Source organism: Proteiniphilum sp. X52 (assembly GCF_003712195.1).
Lineage (GTDB): Bacteria > Bacteroidota > Bacteroidia > Bacteroidales > Dysgonomonadaceae > Proteiniphilum.
Map to the genome: position 1 here is coordinate 84,440 of NZ_RDSD01000015.1, position 26,136 is coordinate 110,575.

Consider the following 26,136-nt stretch of genomic DNA (forward strand, 5'->3'; position numbering starts at 1 on the left):
GTAAAAAAGTTTAGGAAAGATAAAAAATATGAAGCGTTAAAAGCATTTGGCAGAATGTCTCTCGACACTCTGCCAAACATGTTAACCTTAAATCTAATACTATTATGAAAAAACCACGATGCAAATATAAAAAAGAAATTAAATCTCAGCAAATAATTTCAATAAAAAATAAAAAAATATCCTTTTTTGTCAAATTGTAAGTAAAATCAGACAACCGGCAGACCCATTCCCGTAATCTTCCGGTACAAGTCAAGGGCATAAATATCGGTCATTCCGGACACGTAGTCAAGGATTGACTGCAGTTGAGCATATAGATCATCCGAATCGGGCTCATATTGTTCGGGGATTCTGCCCAAGAGCAGCTTTGAATACGTATGAGAAGGGTTCAGTATGGCTTCCGACAATTTTTCGAGCAAAAATCCGATAATTCTGTATCCGGCCAATTCAATATCGAGCACATCTTTTGATAAATAAATACGGTTCGCGGCAAAGTCGGAACACTGCCTGTATGCTCTTTGGGTGTTTTCGGATACTCTTTTTATTAACGAGCCCTTGAACTCTCCCGACAAAATCTCCTCTTCGTGTTTTAAAAACGCTTCCGAACATTCCTTCACCAACAATCCAATGACGCTTGCGCGCAGATAGGCGATCTGCTCGTTAATATCGCTGACAAAATGTAAATTATTGATTCTGCGTTGTCGTTTTTCGCCTTCAAAGAAACTGAGAAAAAGCTCCTGGGCCTTTTCGGTAGAAATCAAATGCAATTTGTGCGCATCTTCAATATCCATGATCTGGTAGCAAATGTCATCGGCGGCTTCCACCAGATAAGCCAGCGGATGACGGGTATAGCACACCGGATCCTCTCCGAGGCGGGGAATACCGAGCGCATCGGCAATAATCCCGTACTCGTCTTCTTCCGAAGCAAAGAAACCGAACTTGTTTTTTCCGCCGCTCAACTCCGACGAATAGGGATATTTCACAATGGATGCCAGGGTGGAATAAGTCAGCGCGAAACCTCCCTTGCGGCGTCCTTTAAACTGGTGCATCAGCAAACGGACGGCATTGGCGTTTCCTTCAAAGCAGGTAAAATCGGTCCACCGTCCCCCTTCGGTTTCCACTTGCCGCTGCAACGCCTGTCCTTTTCCTTCGGAGAAAAAAGTAGAAATGGCTTTTTCGCCCGAGTGCCCGAACGGAGGGTTTCCCAGATCATGTGCCAGGCAGGCAGCGGAAACGATGGCCCCCGTCTCTTCGAAGTGGGCCGGCGAAGAGGGGTATTTCCGGCGGATTTCACGGCCGATGTTCTCTCCCAGCGAGCGTCCCACGCTCGACACTTCCAGGCTATGGGTCAACCGGTTGTGAACAAACACGCTTCCGGGAAGGGGGAAAACCTGCGTTTTGTTTTGCAACCGCCGGAAAGGCGACGAGAAAATCAACCGGTCATAATCGCGCTGGTATTCCGTTCTGTCGTGCCTGTTTTCGGCGCGATATTCCTCCATCCCGAATCGCCTCGAAGACAATAATCGTTCCCAATTCATTCCTTAATAAGTTATCTGCCTGCAAAGGTAACACATACTGCCCAATTTTTTTCTTCATTCGCCTCGATAGTAGCGAAAAGATACGGTTTTGGGGCGGATTCCGGCTTTAAGAGAAGGTGCAGGAAGATGAATTCCAGATTAACAACGCCAACAAAACAGGAAGATAATCTTTCAATTCATTTCTGAGTGTCTCCAGTGCTTTGCCTAACCGATAATTAACCGTCTGAGGCGAAACATCCAATTGCTCTGCTATTTCTTTATGGGTCAACCCATCCATTCGGCTCATTTCAAAAACTTGACGGAAAGGATCAGGGAGACGATCCAGGGCATCGCGGAAAAGTTGGAACAGCTCATCTTGCAGATAAAAATCGGGGGATTCAAATTGTTCCTCGTATTTTTGTTTTATGGCTTTATGGATTCGGTTTTTTATCTGTTCACGATTAATCTTGTTTAAGCATTTATTCTTAACCATCGTAAACAAGAGCGACTTCAACGACATCTCGCAAATAAGCGTGGAACGGTTTTCCCACAACCAAAGCATGGTTTCCTGAACAACTTCTTCTGCCTGTTCACGCATCAGGTATTGCGTCGCAAAAGAATATAACGGTGCGAAATAATGCTTATAAACCCCTTCGAAATATACGCCATCATCCTCTTTTAATAAACGTATCGTTTTTTCATTATTTTCCAAGTCAAGTTCTTGCATATCTATTCGCGTGAAGCACAAAGAAATACAAAAAGAGAAAAAATTCAAAGAAAAAATAAAAAAAAATCATTATTCATTTCCGCTTTCGGACGTTAAAAAAGTGGCTTGAAAAAGCCCCTCCGGGCGGTTCAGACTTATAACCGACACGTTGATTTCTTGTCTTGTTTGAAAAATTTTTTAATTCTCGAGGCAGGATTATTTAGTAACTTTTAGTTTTCGTTTGTATTACTAATACAGCAAATGGATGAAAATGGAAGAATTTGTTCTGATAAAGTATTTGAAAGGCACTTTGGATGCCGAATCGTGCGAAAAAGTTGAAAAGTGGGTTTCGTTGTCTGAAGAAAACAGAAAAAAACTCGACGATATATATGTGGTCATGTTCGTCAATGACAGGATGGCTGCAAAAAATGAAATTGATGTGGATAAGGCTTTCCGGCAATTCTTAAGGCAGAAAAAGCGATTAACCCTCTCCTCCCGAAAGACAGGAACCATTCCGTTATGGAGAAAAGTAGCCGCCGTCGCGGCCATATCCGTTGTTGTCCTTCTTTCAGGTGCGTTCACCCTGGTCACCTTATTGGAAAGAAACTCACAGCCATTCACCGTGGCCACCCAATTGGGTGAACGCGCGCAGGTAACTCTTCCCGATGGATCAACCGTATGGCTCAACGCGTGCAGCAAGTTAGAATATCGCAAATCATTTCTTTCCCCGAAACGCAAAGCTCAGCTGAGCGGGGAAGCCTATTTCGACGTAGCTCACAACAGGCATTTTCCGTTTGTGGTAATGAACAACGGCTCCGAAATCAAAGTGCTGGGCACCAAGTTCAATGTGAAATGCAACGAGAGCGATGACCATATTACCACAAGCCTGATGGAAGGTTCCGTGCAGTTTACCCATATGAACCTGGAAAATTCCATCAAGCTGAAACCCAATGAAAAACTCATTTTCGATAAAAACACGCATCGGTTTGAAGTAGAAAGAATTTTATCGCAAGCAGACGTCATCGCGTGGATCAATGGAAAATTATTGTTCGAAAACAATACATTGCAGGAAATTGCCCGAAGCTTGGAGAAACATTACAATGTACATATTGAATTCGGTGATGAAAACGCCAAAAACATCCGGTTCAAAGCCGAATTTGAAATGGCTGACAATATTTATCAAATTTTATCGATTTTGGAGCTAACCAACAAATTCACCTATCAAATAAACAACAGGGATATTGTAATATACTCAAAATAAGCCTTACAGAATGAAACCACACCACATCAAGAATTGAAAATTGAGAGGAAAGAGCCACTCAAAACAGTCTTTTTTAAAATCAACAGTTGGGTATTTTTTAAAAGAATCGACCATAACTAATTGATTATCAGCGTCTGCTCTTCCTTTAAAATGAAAGCCATAATTTGCTGATTATATGGTGTTAAATGAAAATTTACCGAACTATTATAAAATATAAACTTTAATTTAAATGAATAAAATGAAATGCAACAAAAATGGAGCATGGAGTTGGAAAGGAATCCTACTTGCGTCGCTACTTTTTCTATCGAGCCCCGGCTCTGAAATCTTCGCACAGAATCAACGGGTAACTTTTAAATTCACAAACGCTCCCATCGGCGAAGTGTTTAAAAAGATCAAGTCACTCACCCATTTATCGGTAGTGTACAACCTGGAGGACATCAATCCTGACAAACGCATCAGCATCGACGCCAATAACGAGCTGATTGGCAACGCGCTTGAGACCATTCTAAAAGAATCGGGAGAAGAACTCACGTATGTAATCAAGGACAATTACATCGTGTTAACGAAGAGGGCGAGCGATCAACAACCCGCTTCCGTGCCGCAACAGAAAATCAATGCCACCGGAACGGTGGTGGATGAAAATAACGAGCCGCTTGTCGGCGTGAACGTGGTTGTAGAAGGAACCGCGACGGGAACCGCAACCGACATGGACGGAAGTTTCGCGTTGCAAGTTGATCAAAATGCAAGAATCACTTTTTCCTACATAGGCTATATGCCTCAAACGGTAACTGTCATAGGGACAAAACCGCTCCATGTGGTTTTGAGGGAAGACGGCGAACTGTTGGACGAAGTGGTAGTGACCGCTTTAGGCATTAAACGTTCGGAAAAGGCTTTGAGTTATAATATACAACAGGTAAAAGCCGATGAACTCACCACCGTGAAAGATGCCAACTTCATGAACTCGCTTGCGGGAAAAGTAGCCGGTGTAAACATCAACGCTTCGTCAGTGGGTATCGGGGGAGCCACCCGCGTTGTCATGCGTGGGCCCAAATCCATCAACCAGAGCAATCAAGCCTTGTATGTGATTGACGGTGTACCCATTTTCAACGTGAATAAAGGGGAAATTAATCAAGTCGGACGATATGGACAGGTAAGCGGTGGTGAAGGTATCTCCGATATTAATCCGGATGATATTGAAAGCATGTCGGTGCTCAGTGGCCCTGCCGCCGCCGCGCTCTACGGATCTAACGCCGCCCAAGGCGTTATCATGATTACCACCAAAAAAGGGAAGGAAGGTACGGTAAAGGTCTCTATGACGAATAATTCCTCGTTCATGACGCCCTTCATCATGCCAAGATTCCAGACAAGATATATGAATAGACCCAACGAGGCAAGTTCATGGGAAACTACCGAAGGAGAATCGCCTTATGGGGTTTATGATCCGAAAGGATTTTTCAATACGGGAACAAACATCCAGAATACAATCTCGATGACTGCCGGAACCCAGAAAAACCAAACCTATTTTTCTGTCGGGACCACCAATTCGAGTGGCATAATCCCCAATTCGAAGTATAATCGTTACAACTTCACCATTAGGAACACAACCTCTTTCTTAAACGATAAGGCAACGCTGGACTTTGGATTTAACTATATTGTGCAGAATGATAAAAACCTTATCGGGCAAGGTGAATACATGAATCCGCTGTTACCCTTGTATCTTTTCCCCAGGGGTGAGAATTTCGACGCGGTACGTACTTACAAAATTTGGAACCCGGGTAGGGGAATCTATGAGCAAAACTGGACCGGTTCCACCGATATGCACATGCAAAATCCGTATTGGATCGCTTATGAGATAAACAAGGAAAGTAAAAAACAACGCTACATGGCAAATGCCAGCCTGAAATATCAATTAACGGATTGGCTTGATCTTGTCGGACGGGTAAGAATCGATAACGCGACCATCGACTTTGAAGATAAGCGCGCGGCAACCACCGACGAGCTCTTCACTTATTCAAAATATGGATACTATGGATATACCAAATCCGACGAAAGGGCTTTTTACGGCGATATGATGATGAATGTTAACAAACAGCTGGAAGATTTCTCCTTGAATGGTAACTTGGGTGTGTCCATGGCTCACGAATACTACGACAGCCGAGGACAAAAGGGGGGATTGAAAGCGCCCGCAAATATCTTTATGCCCTACGCGATTGATTACGGCTATGCCACAAAAGAAAATGCACCCACCTATACCCATTGGCAGCATCGCACCAACTCCGCTTTTGCCAGTGCCGAAGCAGGATATAAAAACACTTATTACCTGACCCTTACCGGACGTAATGATTGGGACTCTTCACTGGCGGGAACCAAACATCCGTCATTCTTCTATCCTTCCGTGGGGTTCTCAATGATTTTGTCCGAAGCCATGAAAATGCCTGATTTTATCTCTTTCCTGAAAGCCAGAGGTTCTTGGGCATCTGTGGGTTCCGCAATCCAAAGGAATTTATCTTCGCCGTATAAATACACTTATGATCCCGCCACACAAGGATATGTGAGTGAGTCCTACCTGATGCCCGATGAATTTTTTCCGGAGCGTACTTACTCTTGGGAGGCCGGTTTGACTGCCAAGTTCTTCAAGGGAGTTTTGAACGTTGATGTGACGGCTTATAAATCAAACACCACCAAGCAAACGTTCCTTCGTCCCATTTCCGCGTCGGGAGGTTATTCCAGCAAATACATTCAAATGGGTGATGTGGAGAACAAGGGGATTGAACTGTCGGTGGGAGTGGACAAAGAGTTTGGCAAATTCGGATGGAGTTCCTATGTCACTTATAGCGCAAACATCAACAAAATCATTAAGCTCATTGAGGACAACCCCGATGAAGAGGTGCACAAAGGCGGATTCAACCAGATAGAGGTAATTCTTCGCCAAGGGGGTTCGATGGGCGATTTGTATGTGTACAATGATTTGGAAAGAGATCATGAAGGGAACTTATATGTAAATGAGAAAAATATGGTAGTGAAAAAGACATTGACCGAACCGCGTTTTGTAGGGAGTGTGTTGCCCAAAGGAAATCTGGGGTGGAGAAACGAGTTCCGTTACGGAGGCTTTAATGCGGGATTTATGCTGGCGGCGCGTCTGGGCGGCATCAATGTTTCAACAACACAGGCCATATTAGACCAATACGGAGTGAGTGAGCGCTCGGCTATTGACCGCGACAACGGAGGAATCGACGTAAATCTGGGTAAAATCGATACGCAAGGCTACTATCAAGTAGTGGGAGGAGAAAATGCGGTATGGTCAGAATACATCTACAGCGCCACGAATGTGCGCTTACAAGAAGCCTACATCGGCTACAGCACACCTGTCAACCTTTTCAACCACCCGGTAATTCTTGGAGTGACCCTTACGGGACGCAACCTGTGGATGCTTTACAACAAATCTCCTTTCGATCCGGAGTTGACGGCATCCACCGGCACCTATTATCAGGGATTTGATTACTTTATGCAACCCAGTCTTCGTAACTTGGGCTTCAGCGTAAAACTTTCATTCTAAAAATATTTTATCCATCCAAAAAATGAAATGAATATGATTTTACACAACAATAAATTATGGAAGAACGCAAAGACAATAACCACAGTCTTGGTGGGAATCTTTATGCTTTCTGCCTGTACCAAGGGTTTTGACGAGATAAACAGGCCGGGAGAAAAGATTGACCGCGAAATGTTGGAAAGGGACGGCTACTTAACAGGCAGTTTTTTCAAACAATTAACAGCTTACAGTTACCCCGCGCAAGAAAACCTGTTTCAGCATTTCGAATCTCTCGTGGGCGGCATCTATGCCCATTATGGCATGTTTACCGCCACCGGATGGTATGCCGGACATAATCCCGCCACTTACAATATGCCGGAGAGCTGGATCAGTGAACCCTTTAGCGCAAGTATGAGGGAGTTTTACAAAGAGTGGAAGAATGTGGCCGACCTTACGCAGCTACAAGGAATAGACGGCGCCTGGGCCATCATCCTACGGGCACAAATGGTACAGCGTTTAACCGATGCGTATGGACCGCAACCTTATAGTCAGATCAGCGCATTGAATCATGAGAATACGGCTTATGACTCTCAGGAACAGGTTTATAAAGAAATAATCAATGACCTGACTCAAGCATCGGATATGCTTGCGGGGATTGGCGCCGTCTCATCAATGGCCGATTATGATGACGTCTACGCGGGCGACTTCTCAAAATGGCGCAAGTTTGCCAACTCGCTCAAACTGCGTATGGCGATCCGCATGAGCGCCGCGGACCCTGCCTTCGCACAAAAAGCGGCAGAGGAAGCCATTCAGGCCGGCGTGATAGAAAAGAACGAAGATAACGCGGCTATCCAATATCCCAAAAACCCGCTCTATGTAGTATCTTATCCGTACAAAGACTATTGCGCCAGTGCCGATATAGACGCCTTTTTATTGGGATATAAAGACCCTCGCGCCGAGAAATTTTTTGTGAAGTCGAATATCGAAAATGCGGGAAGAACAGTTGTGGGAATCCGTTTTGGAGCCAAACCCGTGGATGACGCTAAGGCGAAAGATTTGTATTCCCGCTTCAATGTCGCACAAACCGATAGGCTCTTGTGGTTACCTGCCGCCGAAATGGCCTTTGCCCGCGCCGAAGCCAAACTCTTAGGATGGAATGTCGGTACATTCTCAGCGAAAGAATACTATGAGGAAGGCATTCGTTTATCCTTTGAGCAATGGGGTGCCGGCGATGCTGACGCCTACTTAAATGATGAGGCAAGCACTCAAGCCGACTATACAGATCCGGCCAATAGTGCCCCGGCAATCAGCGCCGTAAGCAAAATCACCATCAAGTGGCAAGAAGGAGACTCCGACGAACTTAAACGCGAACGTATCGCCACTCAAAAATGGCTTGCCCTTTTCCCTTTGGGAATGGAAGGTTGGAGCGAAGTACGCAGGACAGGATACCCCAAGCTCTTTAAAAGTGCCACAACACAGTTATACAATTTGGTAACACCCAATCGTTTGCCTTTTCCCCCGACGGAAAGGAAAAACAATTTAACCCATTATAACGATGCCGTTAGTAAATTAAACGGGGCAGATAACTTTGAAACCAAACTCTGGTGGAATAAAAAATAAAATAGTCGTATGAAACCGACATGTTTAAAATAATCATTAAACACCCGAAGGGAGTGATTATTTTGAACATCAAAGGTTCCATACACCGACAAGAAAAAAAATAGAATTATCGTATGAAAACAATTTTAAAATCAAAAAATATTTTGCTGCTTGCAGGTATTCTTTTCTCTTGGGTTTCATGCCAAGACGCCTTGAATCCCGAACCGATAGATCCCCTAAAAAAAGTGGGCAGCATCTACGAGGAAACAGTTGGAACTTCTGAAGATTATTACGCAAAACTTCGCGCCTATAAGGAAAGCGATCATGCCGTTTCTTTCTGTTGGTTCAGTGAATGGACGGGAACCGGAGCTTCACTGCAAAACACCATGCAAGGATTGCCCGACAGTATTGATATAGTATCCATGTGGGGAGGCTGGAAGAATCCGGGGGAGGCACGTCTGAAAGACCTGCGCTATTGTCAGGAAGTAAAAGGCATCAAAGCCTTGACCGTATTTGTCATGCTTGACATCGGCGATCAAATCACACCGGAGGGAGAAGACAAGAAAAAATTCTGGGGTTGGATTGATGATGATGAAACGGCAAAAAGAATAGCGTGTGAAAAATATGCCAATGCCATTTGCGATACCATAGAAAAATACAATTACGATGGATTTGACTTGGATTGGGAGCCCAGTTACGCGCAGCCGTTCAATACAGAAAAAAACTTAGTGGGTACGGGTATCACTTACATAGTGAATGCCCTCTCAAAACGTTTGGGTCCTAAATCCGGAACCGGGAAGCTGCTCGTTATTGATGGTGAACCGGAATTAATGCCCGACACGTTGGCTTGCGCGTTTGACTATTACATCTCACAAGCGTATGCTTGTCGCAGCTACTCAAATCTCGACAGTCGTTTGCAAAAAATTTTCAACGCTTTCGCCGACGCAAAAAATGTAGACGGCACGCCTATGACTCGCGAGCAAATAGCACGCAAATTCATTGTAACGGAAAATTTTGAAAGCTATGCTCTACAAGGAGGGGTAACGCATACGACAAGAGATGGACGCACAGTGCAATCGCTGGAAGGTATGGCGCTTTGGAATCCGGTCATTAACGGAAAAACGGTGCGCAAAGGTGGATGTGGGGCTTTCCGTCCCGGATTCGAGTATAAAATCGAGGGTACCGCTATCAACATGACTTATCCGGCAATGAGAAAGTCCATTCAAATAATGAACCCTGCCGTTTATTGATAAACAGTCCGATAGAATCTTATTCATAATTTATTATACAAATGAAACATCTATATAAAATACATTTCAGGGCACTTGCCGCCGTCTTCTCATTTTTGCTTGCGGCATGTAATGACGCGGAATACCCCGTCGGGGAAAACAGCATCTTCATTGAGGAAACCGGTGTAAAGTCGAATCAGCGAAAGGTATTCACCATGGAAGAAACCATGCTGAATTTGGAATTTACCCCCCGTCTGTCCAATACGTTAAGCGAAAATGTAAAAATCGGCGTTGAAATGGATACCGAATTCTTAAAAGAGTTCAACCAAAAAAATGGAACAGCCTATGAAGCCGTGCCTGCAGACGGTTTTGAATTGACGGCCAACGAATTTGAAATTCAAGCCGGAAAAGTGGTGTCCAGTAGCAGCGGAATAATAAAGGTAAAACCTTTTACTCAAGAGATGAAAGACAGTGGTAAAAAATTTGCCCTACCCATCAAAATAACGAGTAAAGATGGTAAAACTCATGTTATCCATGGTGCCGACAGAATTATCTATGCGCTTGACTTGGTGCGTTACGGGTCAGTTCCCGTTTTTGGTGTGGACAACAGAATACCGGGCCACCGAAAAGCGGCGGCCAACTTCAAAGACTACCCGTTAACCTTGAATAAATGGTCCATAGAGTTCAGAGTGAAAATGGACAGCTACAACATTAATAACCAGGCGCTCTTCAATTGCGGAGGTACGGGTTCCGAAATCTATGTGCGTTATGGAGATGCCCCCATCCCCTACAATCAATTCCAGATTAAATTTGGAGGCTCACAAGTGAACTCCTTTATGGGAGAGAAAAATAAATGGCACCATATTGCTTTTACTTACGACGGCACCGATTTGCGCATTTACCTCAACGGAGTATTGCAAAGCACATTGTCCAACCCCGGCAAGGAGGTGAAGTTTGACGCCACCACCAGTATTTGTTCCAGTGGTTCAACCTACTTCCGTGCTGAAGCGAATATGAATGAGCTACGCATCTGGAACGTGGCAAGAACCGAAGCGGAAATCAAAGAGAACTTTTACGCCGTGGCACCTGACTCCGAAGGATTGGTTAGCTACTGGAAAATGAATGAGGGGCAAGGGGTTGTCCTTAAAAATCAAATCAAAGGTGCACCCGACATGAGAGCGCTTGACGCCAACAATAACGAGGTAACTACTTTGAGCTGGATCGAAAATGTAAAAATGTTAAACGACTAATTGAAAAAGAATGGTCAAACACACCTAATTATGAATAAAACAGTAACATATATATCATTAGCATGCATAGCGATTGCATTATTGCTGGCATCGTGCAAGAAGGAAGAGGAAGAGACGATCCCTAAAGGGATTGTGTATGTGAGCAATCAAATACACCCTATCAATGAGTTCAATTTTCAAGTTGTCAACGACCAAACGGAGAAGACGGTAACATTAACGGGCGACACACTCTATAAATTTACTGTGAGAATAACCATGCCCGCGACAGAAAACCTGACCGTGAAATTGGATGCAAGACCGGAAATGGTGGAAGAATACAATAAAGCCAACGATACAAAATACAGCTTTTTGCCGGATGGTTTCTTGCAGATGGAAAAAAGCGAGGTGGTAATCCCAAAGGGAAATACCGAGTCAAACGATTCAATTATCGTCAAACTCAACCAGGAAGCCAAGTGGGGCGATTTAACGGGAGGCAACGTGTTAATCCCCATGAAAATTGTATCTGTCAATGGAAAGGCTGAAAATATCAGCACAAAAATGTCAATGGTTGTCAGCTTTGGGGAACTTGTGATCATATTGGACAATGTGACATACAGCGAAGAGGCCATTCCGGGAGAGGCATTCAATGATAACCTGACACTCACCTCGGATTATTCTGTAAACCGGTTAAAGTATCTGACCGACAAAAATGAGACCGGCTCCTCATGGTATCCGGGATCAAATCCTGCCTCATATTTACACATAGAGATGGAGAACGAAGAGACAATAAAAGGAATAAAAGTGAATACCGTAACCGGCACTTATCAACTAAAAAGTCTCAGGATACAAACATGGGATGAAGAATACTCCCGTTTTATCATTCAGGGTATTTACACCGCGGATGCCCCTACCCCAACTCAATACATCAAGTTTAAAGAACCCGTCAAAACAAAAGCGATCAAGTTGGACCAGTTTAATCAAACGCTGGGCAACAAACAACCGGATTTGACGGAAATCAATCTCATAAAATAAAACATGGGAGACAATCATCACCGGATATACAGGGAATCAGACCGGGAAACAATTTTTCCCTTCTCCCCTCCATAGAAATAGCCAATCCCATTCTTCAATCTGCAAGAATGAATACTGACAAATATTCATTCTTGCAGTTTTTTTTAACGGCCAGATATCCGGCTCTTCGGGCAGGCAAGCGGCAGACGGGTGTCGGTAAGGTGCGCGCCTCGCATCCGCATGAAACTTCAAGCGGGAATAACGCGGATTTCAAATTTAATTACGAAAAACAATGGCATTTCCTTTAATTCGACGTAAATTTGTACCTTAATTCCAGAAAAGTTTTTCAATGACTGACATCATCAAGCACGAATGCGGGATTGCGGTGATCCGCCTCCTTAAACCCCTCGATTATTATTATAACAAGTATGGGACCTGGCAATACGGGTTGGACAAGATGTACCTGCTTATGGAGAAACAGCACAACCGCGGCCAGGAAGGTGCGGGACTGGGTGCCGTGAAACTGGAGGCCGCTCCCGGTAACGAATTTATTTTCAGGGAAAGAGCGCTGGGATCAGGTGCTATCTCGGAGATTTTCTCCCAGGTGCACACATCATTCCAACAATTCTCAAAAGAACAACTCAGTGACATCGAATTTGTCAAGACCTCGGTTCCTTTTGCCGCGGAACTCTTTATCGGACACCTGAGGTACAGCACTACCGGCAAGAGCGGTCTGAGCTACGTGCATCCGCTGCTGCGCCGGAACAACTGGGCTTCAAGGAGCTTAGCCCTGGCCGGAAATTTCAACATGACCAATGTGGATGAAATGTTCGAACAGCTGATTTCGGAGGGACAACATCCGCGCGATTATGCCGACACCTTTGTGATGCTGGAATCCCTCGGACATTACCTCGACCGGGAGGTACAATACCAGTATGATCACTTGGAAAAAGAGCAGATGAACGGCCAAGAAGTGAGCCGTCAGATCGCGGAAAAACTCGACATCCCTTTTTGGCTGAAACGGGCATCCGGAATCTGGGACGGCGGCTACGCCCTCTGCGGGCTGATCGGTTGTGGCGATGCTTTCGCACTGCGTGATCCCTGGGGCATCCGCTCCGCATTTTATTACCACGACGAGGAAGTGGCCGTGGTAGCGTCGGAACGCCCGGTCATCCAGACGGCATTCAACCTGAAGAAAGAAGACGTGCATGAACTCAATCCGGGCGAAGCCCTGATTGTAAAGCGCAACGGCTCTATCAGCCTGCATCAGATACAGGAAAAGAAGAAAAAGATCACCCCTTGCTCTTTCGAACGGATCTACTTTTCCCGCGGCTCCGACCATGATATCTATCTGGAACGAAAGAAACTGGGAGAACTGCTGGTTCCCAAGATCATGGATGCCGTAAACGGTGATTTCGACAATACGGTGTTTTCCTTTATTCCCAATACCGCGGAAGTAGCCTACTTCGGCATGTTACAGGGATTGGAGGATCATTTCAATCATAAGAAGGCGCTCACGATCCTCGAAAAAGGAAACTCACTCAGTAAAGAGGAGATTGACGCAATCCTTTCCAAACGGGTGCGTTCCGAGAAAGTGGCGATCAAGGACATCAAATTGCGGACCTTTATCGCACAGGGAAATACAAGAAACGACCTGGCCGCGCATGTCTATGATGTGACCTACGGCTCGTTGAGGAGAGGCGTGGACACTCTGGTGATCATCGACGACAGTATTGTCCGCGGGACCACACTCAAACAGAGCATCATCAAAATACTGGACAGACTCAATCCGAAAAAGATCATCATCGTATCCTCCTCACCACAGATACGCTATCCCGATTGCTACGGCATAGACATGTCGCGCATGAGCGAATTCATCGCTTTCAAAGCCGCCATAGCGCTCCTAAAGGAACGCGGCATGCAGTCCGTGATCGACGAAACATATAAAAAATCGATAGCACAGCGGCATATGAAGAAGGAGCATATTGTGAATTATGTGAAGAATATTTACGCTCCCTTCACCGATGAGGAGATTTCCGACAAGATAGCACAGATGTTGACATCCAAAGATATAAAAGCTGAAGTGAAAATCGTTTTCCAAAGTATTGAAGACCTGCACAAGGCATGCCCCGGTCACGGTGGCGACTGGTACTTTTCGGGCGACTTTCCCACTCCCGGCGGGAATCGGCTTGTCAACAACGCGTTTATCAATTATATTGAAGGTCAGGAGAACAAATCGCACCAATATTCGTTAAACTTCTCAAAGAACGGGAATGATTGAACGCATCATTATCATAGAGAATGTGGATCCGGTCGTCTTTTTTGGGATCAACAACAGCAATATCCAGTTGATCAAGACCCTATATCCCAAGCTGCGCATTGTGGCTAGGGGTAACGTGATCAAGGTGATCGGCGAGGAGGAAGAACTTATCGATTTTGAGAAGAAGATCCACGAATTGGAGAAGTTCAGTAATGAAATGAATGTGCTCAGAGAAGAAGACATTCTGGATATGGTAAGAGGCAAGGCGCCTGCTGTCGTGAATGTGGACAATCTGATTATCCACGGCCTGAACGGCAAGCCTATCTTAGCCCGCACTGCCAATCAGAAGAAACTGGTAGAAGCTTTCGACCAAAACGACATGGTATTTGCCATTGGTCCGGCCGGATCAGGAAAGACTTATACGGCCATCGCACTGGCAGTCAGAGCCCTCAAAACAAAGAAAATACGCAAGATCATCCTAAGCCGCCCCGCCGTGGAAGCGGGTGAAAAGCTGGGATTTCTGCCCGGGGACATGAAGGAGAAGATCGATCCTTACCTGCAGCCCCTCTATGATGCGCTGGAGGATATGATCCCTCCCCTGAAACTGAAAGAGTATATCGAAAGCAAGATCATACAAATCGCCCCGCTTGCTTTTATGCGGGGACGCACGCTGAACGATGCCGTCATCATCCTTGACGAAGCGCAGAACACCACCAAGCCGCAGATAAAGATGTTCCTGACACGGTTGGGACTGAACGGAAAAATGATCATCACTGGTGATATCACGCAGATCGACCTGCCACACTCGCAGCAGTCGGGGTTGATCCACTCCATGCAAGTGCTGAGGGGAATCAAAGGGATCGGTACGGTAGAGTTCAACAAAAAAGATATCGTACGCCATAAACTTGTGCAGAAAATAGTGGAGGCGTATGAAGAGAGTGAAAAATGAAGAGTGAAGAGTGAAAAATGAAGAGTGAAGAGTGAAGAGTGAAGATTTCGAACTTCAACCAAATCATCAAATTAATAAATCAACCAATCATCAAATCAGTTAATATGGATGCTTTGACAAGGACAGATTACAATTTTCCCGGACAGAAGGGTGTGTATCACGGAAAAGTACGCGATGTATACCGCATCGGTAATGAGACACTGGTAATGATTGCCACCGACCGTATCTCGGCATTCGACGTGGTACTGCCAAAAGGCATTCCATATAAAGGACAGGTGCTGAACCAAATCGCGGCCAAGTTCCTCGATGCTACCGCCGATATTGTGCCCAACTGGAAAACAGCTTCCCCCGACCCGATGGTGACGGTAGGACACCAGTGCGAACCCTACAAGGTGGAGATGGTAATCCGCGGTTATATTACCGGCAGTGCATGGCGCGAGTATAAAAAGGGGGCGCGCACCTTATGCGGCCTTCCCTTACCCGAAGGATTACGTGAGAACCAGAAATTCGAAACACCTCTGATCACCCCTACCACCAAAGCCGATGAAGGACATGACGAGAATATCTCGAAAGAGGAGATCATCGCGCAGGGATTGGTCAGCAGGGAAGAATACGAACAACTGGAAAAATATACTTACGCATTGTTCACGCGCGGCACTGAAATGGCAGCCCAGAAAGGGCTGATCCTGGTCGATACCAAATATGAATTTGGCAAGAAAGATGGCAGGATCTACCTGATCGACGAGATCCATACCCCCGATTCATCACGCTATTTCTACAGCGAAGGCTACCATGAACGTTTCGAGAGAGGCGAAGAACAAAGACAACTCTCTAAAGAATTCGTACGCAAATGGCTAATGGATAACGGATTTCAGGGACAACCCGGACAAAAAGTGCCCGAGATGACCGATGAATACTGCCGGAGCGTATCAGAACGGTATATAGAATTGTATGAGAAAATTGTAGGCGAAAAGTTTGTGAAAGCCGATACCGGCAATCTGGCAGCGCGCATTGAAAAAAATATTACCGAGTATTTGCAAACTCGCTAATGGTTATAGGTACAATCACCCACAAAGACTACAAGAATGACATACAAAGTAGAAAAGGTAAACCCTTATGATCCCGACCAGCCGAAGAAGGAGCAGGTAAAACGCATGTTCGACAGTATCGCCCCGAAATACGACACCCTGAACGGAACACTCTCACTGGGGATTGATAATTATTGGCGGAGCGATGCGCTGAAAGAACTCAGAAAATATCCCCACAAACAGTTATTGGATATTGCCACCGGCACGGGAGACTTCGCGATCCTGGCACAGAAGATACTACAGCCGGAGAAGATCACGGCGGTGGACATCTCCGAAGGGATGATGAATGTCGGCAAAGAAAAAGTCAAGGCAAAAGGATTGGAGGATATCATCACCTTCGAAGTGCAGGATTGTGCAAACCTCACTTTTGCTGACAACAGTTTCGATGCGGTTACTATCGCTTTTGGGGTACGTAACTTTGAAGAAATCGACAAAAGTTTTCAGGAAATACTCCGGGTGCTGAAGGCGGGAGGCCTGTTTCTTTTTATCGAACTTACCACGCCGCGGGAAACACCCATGAAACAGTTGTACGCCACGTATACCCAATATGTGATGCCGCTCTTGTCGGGTATATTCTCCACCGAACAGCGTGCATACCGCTATCTGCCCGAATCTATCGCTGCTTTTCCACAGGGAAGAGAGATGATGTGGATCCTGAAGAAGAATGGCTTTACCAATATCCGGTTAAGAAGGTATACGCTCGGGATCGTCACCCTCTATATGGCAGAAAAACCTATTGACTAATGTGCCAATGAGTCAATGTGACAATGAGACAATGTGCCAATGTGTCAATGTGTGAATGTGCCAATGTGAGAATGAGACAATGGGACAATGAGAATAATAATTAAAAAGAAATCGGAAGTAAAGAAGTCTGGGTTCTGTCATTTTCAATTTTCAATGTACGAATGGATACATATGGCTTAATCGGTTTTCCTCTAAAGCATTCCTTTTCAGCGCAATTCTTCGCTGAGAAGTTTCAGCGTGAGGGGATCGACGCTGAATACCTTAACTTCGAAATCGAAGATATCCACGAGATTCGCCAAATTATCCTATTCAACCAAAAACTGAAAGGGCTGAATGTAACCATTCCCTACAAGGAACAGGTAATCCATTTTCTGGATGAAACCTCACCTGAAGCGCGAAAAATCGGTGCCGTGAACGTAATCAAAGTGGAGAGGAGACCAGGGGATATGTATTATTACAAGCTTACAGGTTACAACACCGATTATATAGGATTCAAACGATCAATTGCGCCGCTGATGGATCGGGCATCCCACAGAAAAGCCCTGATATTGGGCACCGGTGGCGCTTCGAAAGCGGTTGCCCAGGCACTTACAGACTTGCAAGCCGAATGGAAACTGGTGTCGCGTACTCCCGGGAAGGGGAAACTTACCTATAGCGATCTTTCGCAAGCGGTCATTTCAGAGTATACGCTCATTATCAACGCGTCGCCGGTAGGCACCTTCCCTGAAATGGATCATTGTCCCGATATACCCTATGATCTTCTCTCGTCCCGTCATTTATTGTATGATCTGATCTACAATCCCGAAGAGACACTTTTTCTGCGAAAAGGAAAAGCACAGGGTGCCACGACCAAAAACGGCAGGGAGATGCTGGAGCTTCAGGCACTGGCTGCCTGGGAGATATGGCAAAAATAACCGCCCCCTTACTTCCTTTCAGTAAAGGGGCGATCGAATCCTTAGTCATTGTATTTAGAAGAATATGCTAACTAAGAAATATATAGAGGTGCGATAGTGTAGTTTGTTTTTTTACAATGACATCGGAACTTCTTCTGTTTCTTCCTGTTGCTGTTCCTGAGAAGCAGGCGGTGCCACTTCTTCTCCTTCTCCATTCAGGTAGAATACTTTCTCAGACTCATCCGTCTTGCTGGTACCCTTCACCTCAGTGATACCTTGCTCTGCGTTGTATCTCAACGAGGTTACATCATAGGCCTCGGCAATTGAACGGATAGCATCCTGTACTTTTTCGCCCAGTTCTTCGAACTTAACATTCACGAATCCGTTGTCTTGCATCACTCCCGACAATTCTGCCGATGGAGCCTCTTGCTCTTGTTCTATTGTTTCCGACTCTTCGGTCGTTGCCGGAGCTTCTACTTCTTTTCCTTCAGCATCAAGATAAACTACTCTTTCAGACTCATCATCTTTTTTCGTCAGTTCCACTTTTGTGAGTTGCTTTTCAGCATTATACTTAAGCGCTTTGATATCATATTCCTGGGCAAAGGCGCTTATCGCTGCCTGAACGGCTTCACTGAGATCCTGCAACTGCACATCCACAAAACCATCATTTTCCAAAACTACGGCCACAGTGGCTTGTTGCTGACTAGCTTGTGCTTGTTGAACGTTTGTCGTAATAAGCATACCTGCGATAATGGCGATTGATAAAATTACTTTTTTCATAACGATAAATTTTTAGAAAAATAAAAACTGCATGATTGAATTTTTATTCCGTTTGTTTTTTTGGCGACTCTCGCCGCTATGTATATATCAAATCGGATACCAAACACTACAAAGAAACCACGCACACACCATAAGGCACATACTGCAAGCATCTTACCCTTTTAACATAATGAACATGCCAGTGACCGCTGTTGTGGAAAAAATGTGGAAATTGTGGAAAATCTCCACAACCGGGGCATGCGATTCCACAATTTCCACAATGTAGGGCTGCCCGGAAAAATTCCACGAACGGACTATTTCAGTCGAACTATATTATTTGAGTCGAACCGGACTATTCTCATCTGAGCCCCTTTGAGTCGTACCGGGATATTCTCATCCGAGGTCGTTTGAATCGCACCCGGATATTCTCATCCGAGGCCCTTTTGAGTCGAATCGGGCCCTTTGAGTCGCGAGCTCGTCGATTTTCGATGCTGTGTCAGGTAAAACGGGCAAACTCGTTCTGGCCTCTCCCGACAGAATAGTCCAAACGGACTTGGTTCTTCTCTTAGTTTTCACTATATTTGAATTGTTTTTGGCCTATATAAAGTATCGGGGACAGTCTCTTGCCCCTTTTATAAGGGATTTAAGTTCCGCATCTCTCTTTCGAGATGTATGCGATTGACTTGCGAAACCCGGGCAAGGATCTAAAAATTGGACGAATGGAACAAAAAAAATCACCGGAACAGAGAGTCAGGATAAAAATAGGATTGATATTTCTTGTGGTCATTCTCTATTTTTCCGGATTATTCGTCTACTCTTATTCCCTTAAAAAGAATATGGACCTCCAAAAATCGGAGATGGACAATTCCTATAAAGTCCTGTCCCGGAGCAATCAGCTAATTGTATCCATCCAACAGGCACAGAACGTGTTGAATATGTACCTCTCCTCTCCCCGGCGGGTATTCCAACAGCAATACGATTCTATTTCATCCGACATATCCCTGCAAATACTGCACATAAAGGATATGAAGCGGGAGAAGGAGCAAGATGTGCTGCTACAGGATATCGATTCGCTCCTACAGGAAAAAAACAGGATCGTACGCAGGTTGACGGGCCTTTTCAGATCTCAAAACCCTCTTACGGAACTCGACGAAAAGATCAGCAGCTACGATGAGATCATCCAGGATTCTGTCACAGTGATCACCAGTACCGACACGACAAAGGTGGTGGAAGAAACCCCGAAAAAGGGATTTTGGAACCGCCTGAGAAATGTTTTTGACCCCCAGCACACACCCGACACAACCATCAATATCATACGAATCGAACAAGAAGCAAGGTCCACTTCAAGGGTAGATACCAGCATGTATGCCGATCTGAAAAATATAACGGAAGAGGCGTCGAAATCCTACCTCACCCGCATACAGGGGATTGAGAGGGAGGTGCGGGAGCTCCTGGTTGCCGAACAAAATATTTCACTCCACATTTCCCAACTCACGAATGAGTTTTATAATGAAACCATCCGGATCGCATGGAGGGGAACAGAAAACAGCGAAAAGCTCACCCAGCGGATTTTCCGATTTGCCATTGTCGTTGGCGCACTTTCCATCTTTTTTATTCTTATCATCATTTTTTTCATAACCGACGATCTCAATAAAGGACAAAAAGCGAGGGCAGACTTGGTAAAGGAGAAACAACTTACCGAAGAGTTGATCGAGAGCCGGCACAAATTGCTCTTAGCCGTATCGCACGACGTCAAAACGCCCCTGAGTTCAATGATGGGATATATGGAAATGTGGGATTCGGAAGAGAGCGACGAAAACAAAAAGCGGCAACTGCGGTCTGCCCGCAATTCGGGAAAACACATCCTGAATATGCTCACCAATCTGCTTGAGTTCTCGCGCCTGCAACAGAATTCGGCCAAACTCCACTATAGCCAATTCGACCTTATTGAGTTGATGGAGGACATCATCCGCATGTTCCAACCTTTGACGGATGAAAAATCATTGGACCTGAAGTGGGAAAATCTGGCCTCTTCCCCATTGTATATCAATACGGATTACACAATCCTAAAACAGATACTTACCAATGTGGTTTCCAACGCCGTGAAGTACACACTCCAAGGCAGCGTCGTCATCCGATTGCAAAATAAAGACCAACTGGTTTTCACTGTTATCGACAGCGGCATCGGCATAGATTCCAACGAATTGCCTGAAATATTCAAGCCTTTTTCCCGCATGCAAAATCCATTGAAAGCAGAAGGGAGCGGCTTCGGAATGTACGTCACAAAAGGATTGGTAGACTTGCTAAATGGAACTATCGCGGTGACATCGGAGAAAGGAAAAGGAACCTGCGTCACCATCTCCCTCCCCATACGGCAGCTATCGGGAAAAGATGTGCCGGGCGGCAATGGCGGCAACTCCGTTATCACCGGCAGCAACAACCCTGTACCAAAGGAAATGCAGTTCCACAAGATACTGGTCTTTGAAGATGATGTTTCATTGGGAAATATGATCAGGGAGTATCTTGTTCGCAACGGGCATAAGGTAAAACTATGTGGCAACCCGGATGACGTGAATGGATTTCTGAGGGTGATCTCCTTGTTCGACATCGTATTTACCGACATGCAAATGACAAAGATCACGGGGACGGATATCCTGCGCGAGATCAGGAAAAGAGACAGCAGCATACCTGTATGGTTAATGACGGCCCACGACGACTATTCCACCGAGAGAGCTCTCTCGGAGGGATTTTCCGGCTTAATAAGGAAGCCTATCCGGATGAGCGGGATTGCTGATATCCTGTCGAAGGAAAAAAAAATCCTGGATAAGGAGAAACGAATCCCCGATAAAGAGAGAAAGACTCCGGCAGAGGAAGAAAAAAATCATACCGGGGGAGACAATGTCCAACTACCGGAAAAAATGAATTCCGGAGATGGAGGAAACGCCCTTAGTGAGAAATTCCCGCAACTTTCCGCTCTTTTTCAGGAAGATGAAGAGTCCATCAAAGAGATCCTGGCAAGTTTTGTCGGGTCGGCCACTAAAGATATGGACATCCTCGCCACATACATCGAAGAGGGAGACTTTGAGAAAGCGCAACAATTAAGCCACAGGATCCACCCCTTCTTAAGTCAGCTGGATGCCGATCACATGTGTGTGGTTTTGCGCAAAATGGACAGGCTGCGAGGAGAAGACGAATCATCCTATCCCCATTGGAAAGAAGAGTTATTAAAAACAGTGGAGGAAATAAGAAAATTCACCGTGGATATCAGCAATAACTACTTGTCGTAAGATTGTCCGGTTGTAGGGGATCCCACCCTATAGGCCAATATTGTACTGATGCATTTTATTGTAGAGTGTTTTCCTGTCGATCTGCAGCAGGATAGCGGCTTTGGTCTTGTTCCCTTTCACCTGCTCAAGGGCCCTGAGTATTCGTTCCTTCTCCTCCTCCGGCTCCACCGAGAGAGAGAGATCCATTTTGGGTAATGATTCTTCCTTTCTTGTAGTGAGTAGGGGTAAACTCTCGGCTGTGATGATGTCGCCCCTTGTAAAGAGGACAGCCCTTCGTATCACATTTCGTAATTCTCTCAGATTTCCAGGCCAGTGATAGTTCTTCAACACGGCCAGCGCGTCAGGGGAAATGACTGCCACCTCCCGGCCAAGTTCCCTATTGGCTTCTTCCCTGAAATGAGCCGCATAAGATGGAATATCTTCCACACATTCCCGCAATGATGGTACCCTGATCATGAATTCATTCAACCGGTGGTAGAGATCCTCCCTGAAATTCCCCTCCTCAATCGCCTTCTCCAGATTTTCATTCGTAGCAGTGATAATCCGCACATCCACATCCAGGTCCGTGGAAGTACCTACCGGCCTCACCTTCTTTTCCTGTAAGGAACGAAGCAACTGCATCTGCACTCCATAAGGCAGATTACCCACCTCATCAAGGAACAGCGTTCCGCCATGTGCTTCCCGGAAAAAACCGGTTTTATCTTCTATCGCGGAGGTAAAAGATCCTTTTTTATGCCCGAAAAGTTCACTCGGCGCCAATTCAATCGACAAGCTACCGCAATCCACCGCGATAAAGGGACCAGCGGAGCGGTTACTCCGGGTATGTATGAGACGCGCCACATGCTCCTTTCCGGTCCCGCTATCACCTATGACCATCACCGCCATCTGGGTGGGCGCCACTAAATCGATATGGGTGTACATCTGCAAAGAAAGCGGGCTTTGTCCCTCCACAAACACCTTGGCCTCCTTATTGTATTTTCTCTCGGGTCGCGGCTTCTCAACGGGAGCGAGACGCTCCCGCTTCGCTTCAAAAGCCGCTTCAATTTTTTTTGTAAGGATGTCGGGGTTGATCGGTTTTTCCAGAAAATCGAAAGCACCCAGTTTGATTGCCGACACAGCCGTCTGGACTTCACCGTAACCCGTCATGATAATTACCGGTACCGACAGACGCTTTTCGTTCAACCAACTCAATAACATAATACCGTCGCCATCAGGCAAACGCAGGTCGGAAAGCACTAACTGGAAAGGTTCGGATTGAGAAAGCGCCTCCTGGGCCGCCACCATGCCTGAGCATAGCGTTGCCGGAAACCCGCTCCGTTCGAACCATTTTTGAAGCATAAGCCCAAAAGAACGATCATCTTCAACTATCAGTATCCTTCCGTTCATCACCTCCCCAACCAGTAATGGTGTAAAGATAGTGGTTTTTCAAGAAAATCAGCTAATTTTGACGTCAAAAAGCCACATTTTATATGAACACATTACCGTTATATGAAGCCGACTCAAGGCTGAAAAGAGTACAACAAACTATCACAGAGATGGAAACGGAGGCTTGCATCATCACTTCACCCGTCAATCAGTACTGGCTCTGTGGATTTATTTTCGACGGATGTATGTTCCTATTCCCGGAAGGGGATCCCATTTTATTTGTCAAACGCCCTTCCAATATTGCGGATGAACGTGCAAGACAGATCCGCAAACCGGAACAGATTCCCGACATGTTACGGGAAATCGGAATATCTTTGCCCAAACGCATTTTGGTCGAAGCCGACCAACTCTCTTTCAGCGCGGCTACTCGCTTGCAAGCGGCATTGGGTATGCCGGAAATTAAGAATGTTTCAGGGGAAGTAAGGAAAATACGATCAGTAAAATCTGAATACGAGCTGGAGCAGATGCGGGAGAGCGCCAGGATTCACACCTATGTGTATGAATTAATCCCCTCTTTGTATCGTGAAGGAATGACCGACCTGGAGCTACAGATAGAAATAGAACGTCAGATGCGCCTCCATGGGTCAGTGGGTATCTTCCGCTCCTTCGGCGAGAATATGGAGATCTTTATGGGTAGCATGCTGGCCGGCGACAATGCCCAGGCAGCCTCACCCTATGATTATGCCCTGGGTGGAGCAGGAATCTCTCCCCTGTTGCCGCTGGGAGCCAACGGCACACTCCTCGCACCGGGCACCACGCTGATGGTGGACATGGCAGGAAATTACCGTCCTTGGATGGACGACATGACCCGCACTTTTGCAATCGAGCATGCACCCGATATCGCCTATAAAGCACACCAGGTGTCGATCGATATCCACAATGCCATCATCAAGAACTTCCGGGCCGGAGCTCTTTGTTCCGAGCTCTATTTGCTGGCGGAAGAGATGGTCAACCAAAATGGGTTAGCCCCCTATTTCATGGGAACAAAACAGCAGGCCCGGTTTATTGGCCACGGTGTAGGACTGGAGATCAACGAGCCGCCGGTACTTACCCCACGTTCGAGAGAGGTGCTGGAACCGGGAATGGCATTTGCCCTGGAGCCGAAATTCGTACTTCCCGGCATCGGTGCCGTGGGGATAGAGAATACCTACGTGGTACACGAATCGGGTCTTGAGAAGATCACCCTCTGCGAAGAGGCGATGAAGGTATTGTCATAGAAACTTTTTCTAGCAAATATTCGCAAACACGCAATATTGTTATTATGGTTGAACCTGAACACGGGGATGCCTATCACCCGCCCTAAATAGATGCCCGCAGGCAATCCGTATCCATAAGAGATGTAGGGAAATTTTCTTGTTTTAATCTCCTATCAATGAATCAACCGCCTTATTGATATAACGATTCAGAGAAATTCCCTCTCGTTTAGCTTCTCTTACTGCCATTAAATATGTTTTGGGCTTTAATCGGACATTCAAACTCCCTAAGTTGGGTTTTTGAGGTTTAACCCCATCATGGGCGCAATCGTATAGATAATCATCCACAAATTGTTTAAAATCATTTTCCAATTCTTCCAAGGTGTTGCCCTCATAGATATATGCTCCTTTAATTCCCAAAAGTTGACCATATAATTTTTTACTATCTAAATCAAACTCAACGCTACCATAGTAACCTTTATACTCAAGTAAATTAGTTTTATTTGTTTTCATAAATGCAAAATTCTATTCATTAATTAAACCACAATCAACTAAATTGGTTTTGATAATCTCTAATATATACGGTTTTAAGCGATTATCGGGGTGCGGTTTATGAAATTTTATCGGATATTCCGGATATTGTTCATTTAGAAACCGAACTCTTGACCCGCCTGTTCTTCCTGTTTTTACTTGGGAAAAACCAAAATCCTTCAAGAGCTTTACCGCTTCCTCATAAGTAAAATCTTTCGGCATACTTAGAAAGCGTTTCAACAGTTTTTCTTTTGAACTCATATTACCTGCAAAATTAAAAATAAGGAATGAAATTTGCAACTAAATCAGTCGCAATCGGTAATTTTTCGGAAAGGGTAGAGAAGTAGAGAAGTAACGTCCTCACTTTTTGTCCGTAAACATGGCCTGAGATTCCGCATCCAAACTCAAATAATCCCATATCTGCCAACAGCTCGACCACTTGGGTCCCCCAACTGGAAAATGGAAAGGGTTGTAAATAAAATGTAAACAATGCTTTTCATACGACTATTTCAATGGTACATAGAGAGACTTGATCATCGATTATACACTTTAACATATGCCTCCTATTCATCTTATGGAAGCAGATCGTAAATATAGGAGATTCCAGATAAACGGAGTCTATCACACAATATTTTAAAAAACAATGTTCTCGGGCATACTAAAAAAGCCCCCGGAGATAACCCCGGAGGCTTGATTGTGTAAAGGACGGCGGCTACCTACTCTCCCACAAATTCTGCAGTACCATCGGCGCCATTGGGCTTAACTTCTCTGTTCGGAATGGGAAGAGGTGGATCCCCAACGCTATAACCACCTTAATATTGTAAGTGAATAGTGAATAATGAATAATGAAATTCTTAATTCTTAATTCTTAATTCTTAATTTTTAACTCTTCACTCTTAACTCTTAAAAATGACACGATGAAAAAA

Annotated in this window: 19 protein-coding genes and 1 rRNA gene; 13 read left to right on the forward strand and 7 right to left on the reverse strand. The window is 45.2% G+C overall.

Annotated elements, in window-relative coordinates; genetic code table 11:
- Positions 1-206: 206 nt before the first annotated feature.
- Complete coding sequence (gene dgt / locus D7D25_RS12260; RefSeq protein ID WP_122969243.1) at positions 207-1,535, reverse strand: dGTP triphosphohydrolase; 1,329 nt, start codon at positions 1,533-1,535, stop codon at positions 207-209.
- A 106-nt stretch (positions 1,536-1,641) separates the two neighbouring features.
- A complete protein-coding gene (locus tag D7D25_RS12265; protein ID WP_122969244.1) occupies positions 1,642-2,241 on the reverse strand; it encodes an RNA polymerase sigma-70 factor in 600 nt (199 codons plus the stop codon).
- A 250-nt stretch (positions 2,242-2,491) separates the two neighbouring features.
- Between D7D25_RS12265 and D7D25_RS12270 the strand changes: the two genes are divergently transcribed.
- From D7D25_RS12270 to D7D25_RS12325, 11 genes are all read left to right on the forward strand, one after another.
- A complete protein-coding gene (locus D7D25_RS12270; protein WP_158602613.1) occupies positions 2,492-3,481 on the forward strand; it encodes a FecR family protein in 990 nt (329 codons plus the stop codon).
- A 238-nt stretch (positions 3,482-3,719) separates the two neighbouring features.
- The gene (locus D7D25_RS12275) at positions 3,720-7,037 is read left to right on the forward strand and encodes a SusC/RagA family TonB-linked outer membrane protein (RefSeq protein WP_255417292.1); all 3,318 of its coding nucleotides are present in this window, start codon (positions 3,720-3,722) and stop codon (positions 7,035-7,037) included.
- A 33-nt stretch (positions 7,038-7,070) separates the two neighbouring features.
- A complete protein-coding gene (locus D7D25_RS12280) occupies positions 7,071-8,633 on the forward strand; it encodes a SusD/RagB family nutrient-binding outer membrane lipoprotein (protein ID WP_158602614.1) in 1,563 nt (520 codons plus the stop codon).
- A gap of 113 nt (positions 8,634-8,746) precedes the next feature.
- The gene (locus D7D25_RS12285) at positions 8,747-9,862 is read left to right on the forward strand and encodes a glycoside hydrolase family 18 (protein WP_122969248.1); all 1,116 of its coding nucleotides are present in this window, start codon (positions 8,747-8,749) and stop codon (positions 9,860-9,862) included.
- Positions 9,863-9,903: 41 nt separating this feature from the next.
- Entirely contained in the window at positions 9,904-11,091 is a 1,188-nt protein-coding gene (locus tag D7D25_RS12290) for a DUF1735 and LamG domain-containing protein (protein ID WP_122969249.1), read from the forward strand.
- Positions 11,092-11,121: 30 nt separating this feature from the next.
- Positions 11,122-12,102, forward strand: a complete 981-nt coding sequence (locus D7D25_RS12295) for a DUF1735 domain-containing protein (RefSeq protein ID WP_122969250.1) — start codon at positions 11,122-11,124, stop codon at positions 12,100-12,102.
- Between the two features lie 328 nt (positions 12,103-12,430).
- Positions 12,431-14,362 carry an amidophosphoribosyltransferase gene (locus D7D25_RS12305; protein WP_122969252.1) on the forward strand — a complete coding sequence of 644 codons (1,932 nt, stop codon included), beginning with the start codon at positions 12,431-12,433 and terminating at the stop codon, positions 14,360-14,362.
- Complete coding sequence (locus tag D7D25_RS12310; RefSeq protein WP_122969253.1) at positions 14,355-15,290, forward strand: PhoH family protein; 936 nt, start codon at positions 14,355-14,357, stop codon at positions 15,288-15,290. Before D7D25_RS12305 ends, D7D25_RS12310 begins: the two co-directional genes overlap by 8 nt.
- A gap of 104 nt (positions 15,291-15,394) precedes the next feature.
- Positions 15,395-16,339: a phosphoribosylaminoimidazolesuccinocarboxamide synthase gene (locus D7D25_RS12315; RefSeq protein WP_122969265.1), complete on the forward strand. Its 945-nt coding sequence runs from the start codon at positions 15,395-15,397 to the stop codon at positions 16,337-16,339.
- A gap of 36 nt (positions 16,340-16,375) precedes the next feature.
- Positions 16,376-17,122: a bifunctional demethylmenaquinone methyltransferase/2-methoxy-6-polyprenyl-1,4-benzoquinol methylase UbiE gene (gene ubiE, locus D7D25_RS12320; RefSeq protein ID WP_122969254.1), complete on the forward strand. Its 747-nt coding sequence runs from the start codon at positions 16,376-16,378 to the stop codon at positions 17,120-17,122.
- Positions 17,123-17,283: 161 nt separating this feature from the next.
- On the forward strand, positions 17,284-18,036 hold the full coding sequence (locus D7D25_RS12325) for a shikimate dehydrogenase (RefSeq protein ID WP_122969255.1): 753 nt from the start codon (positions 17,284-17,286) through the stop codon (positions 18,034-18,036).
- 111 nt (positions 18,037-18,147) lie between these two features.
- On the opposite strand, the gene D7D25_RS18165 is transcribed toward D7D25_RS12325, so the two are convergent.
- Entirely contained in the window at positions 18,148-18,795 is a 648-nt protein-coding gene (locus D7D25_RS18165; protein WP_185140257.1) for a hypothetical protein, read from the reverse strand.
- A gap of 698 nt (positions 18,796-19,493) precedes the next feature.
- Here D7D25_RS18165 and D7D25_RS12335 point away from each other — a divergent pair.
- Positions 19,494-22,061, forward strand: a complete 2,568-nt coding sequence (locus D7D25_RS12335; protein ID WP_158602615.1) for a hybrid sensor histidine kinase/response regulator — start codon at positions 19,494-19,496, stop codon at positions 22,059-22,061.
- Positions 22,062-22,088: 27 nt separating this feature from the next.
- Here the strand turns inward: D7D25_RS12335 and D7D25_RS12340 are convergent, their stop codons facing one another.
- Complete coding sequence (locus D7D25_RS12340; RefSeq protein ID WP_122969266.1) at positions 22,089-23,447, reverse strand: sigma-54 dependent transcriptional regulator; 1,359 nt, start codon at positions 23,445-23,447, stop codon at positions 22,089-22,091.
- Positions 23,448-23,530: 83 nt separating this feature from the next.
- Between D7D25_RS12340 and D7D25_RS12345 the strand changes: the two genes are divergently transcribed.
- Positions 23,531-24,703 (forward strand): Xaa-Pro peptidase family protein, encoded by a 1,173-nt coding sequence (locus D7D25_RS12345; protein ID WP_122969257.1) that lies wholly within the window; start codon positions 23,531-23,533, stop codon positions 24,701-24,703.
- Positions 24,704-24,844: 141 nt separating this feature from the next.
- Here the strand turns inward: D7D25_RS12345 and D7D25_RS12350 are convergent, their stop codons facing one another.
- From D7D25_RS12350 to rrf, 3 genes are all read right to left on the reverse strand, one after another.
- The gene (locus D7D25_RS12350) at positions 24,845-25,192 is read right to left on the reverse strand and encodes a type II toxin-antitoxin system HicB family antitoxin (RefSeq protein WP_122969258.1); all 348 of its coding nucleotides are present in this window, start codon (positions 25,190-25,192) and stop codon (positions 24,845-24,847) included.
- A gap of 12 nt (positions 25,193-25,204) precedes the next feature.
- A complete protein-coding gene (locus D7D25_RS12355) occupies positions 25,205-25,471 on the reverse strand; it encodes a type II toxin-antitoxin system HicA family toxin (protein ID WP_122969259.1) in 267 nt (88 codons plus the stop codon).
- A gap of 442 nt (positions 25,472-25,913) precedes the next feature.
- Positions 25,914-26,025: ribosomal RNA gene (rrf, locus tag D7D25_RS12365) — 5S ribosomal RNA — on the reverse strand.
- Positions 26,026-26,136: the final 111 nt, after the last annotated feature.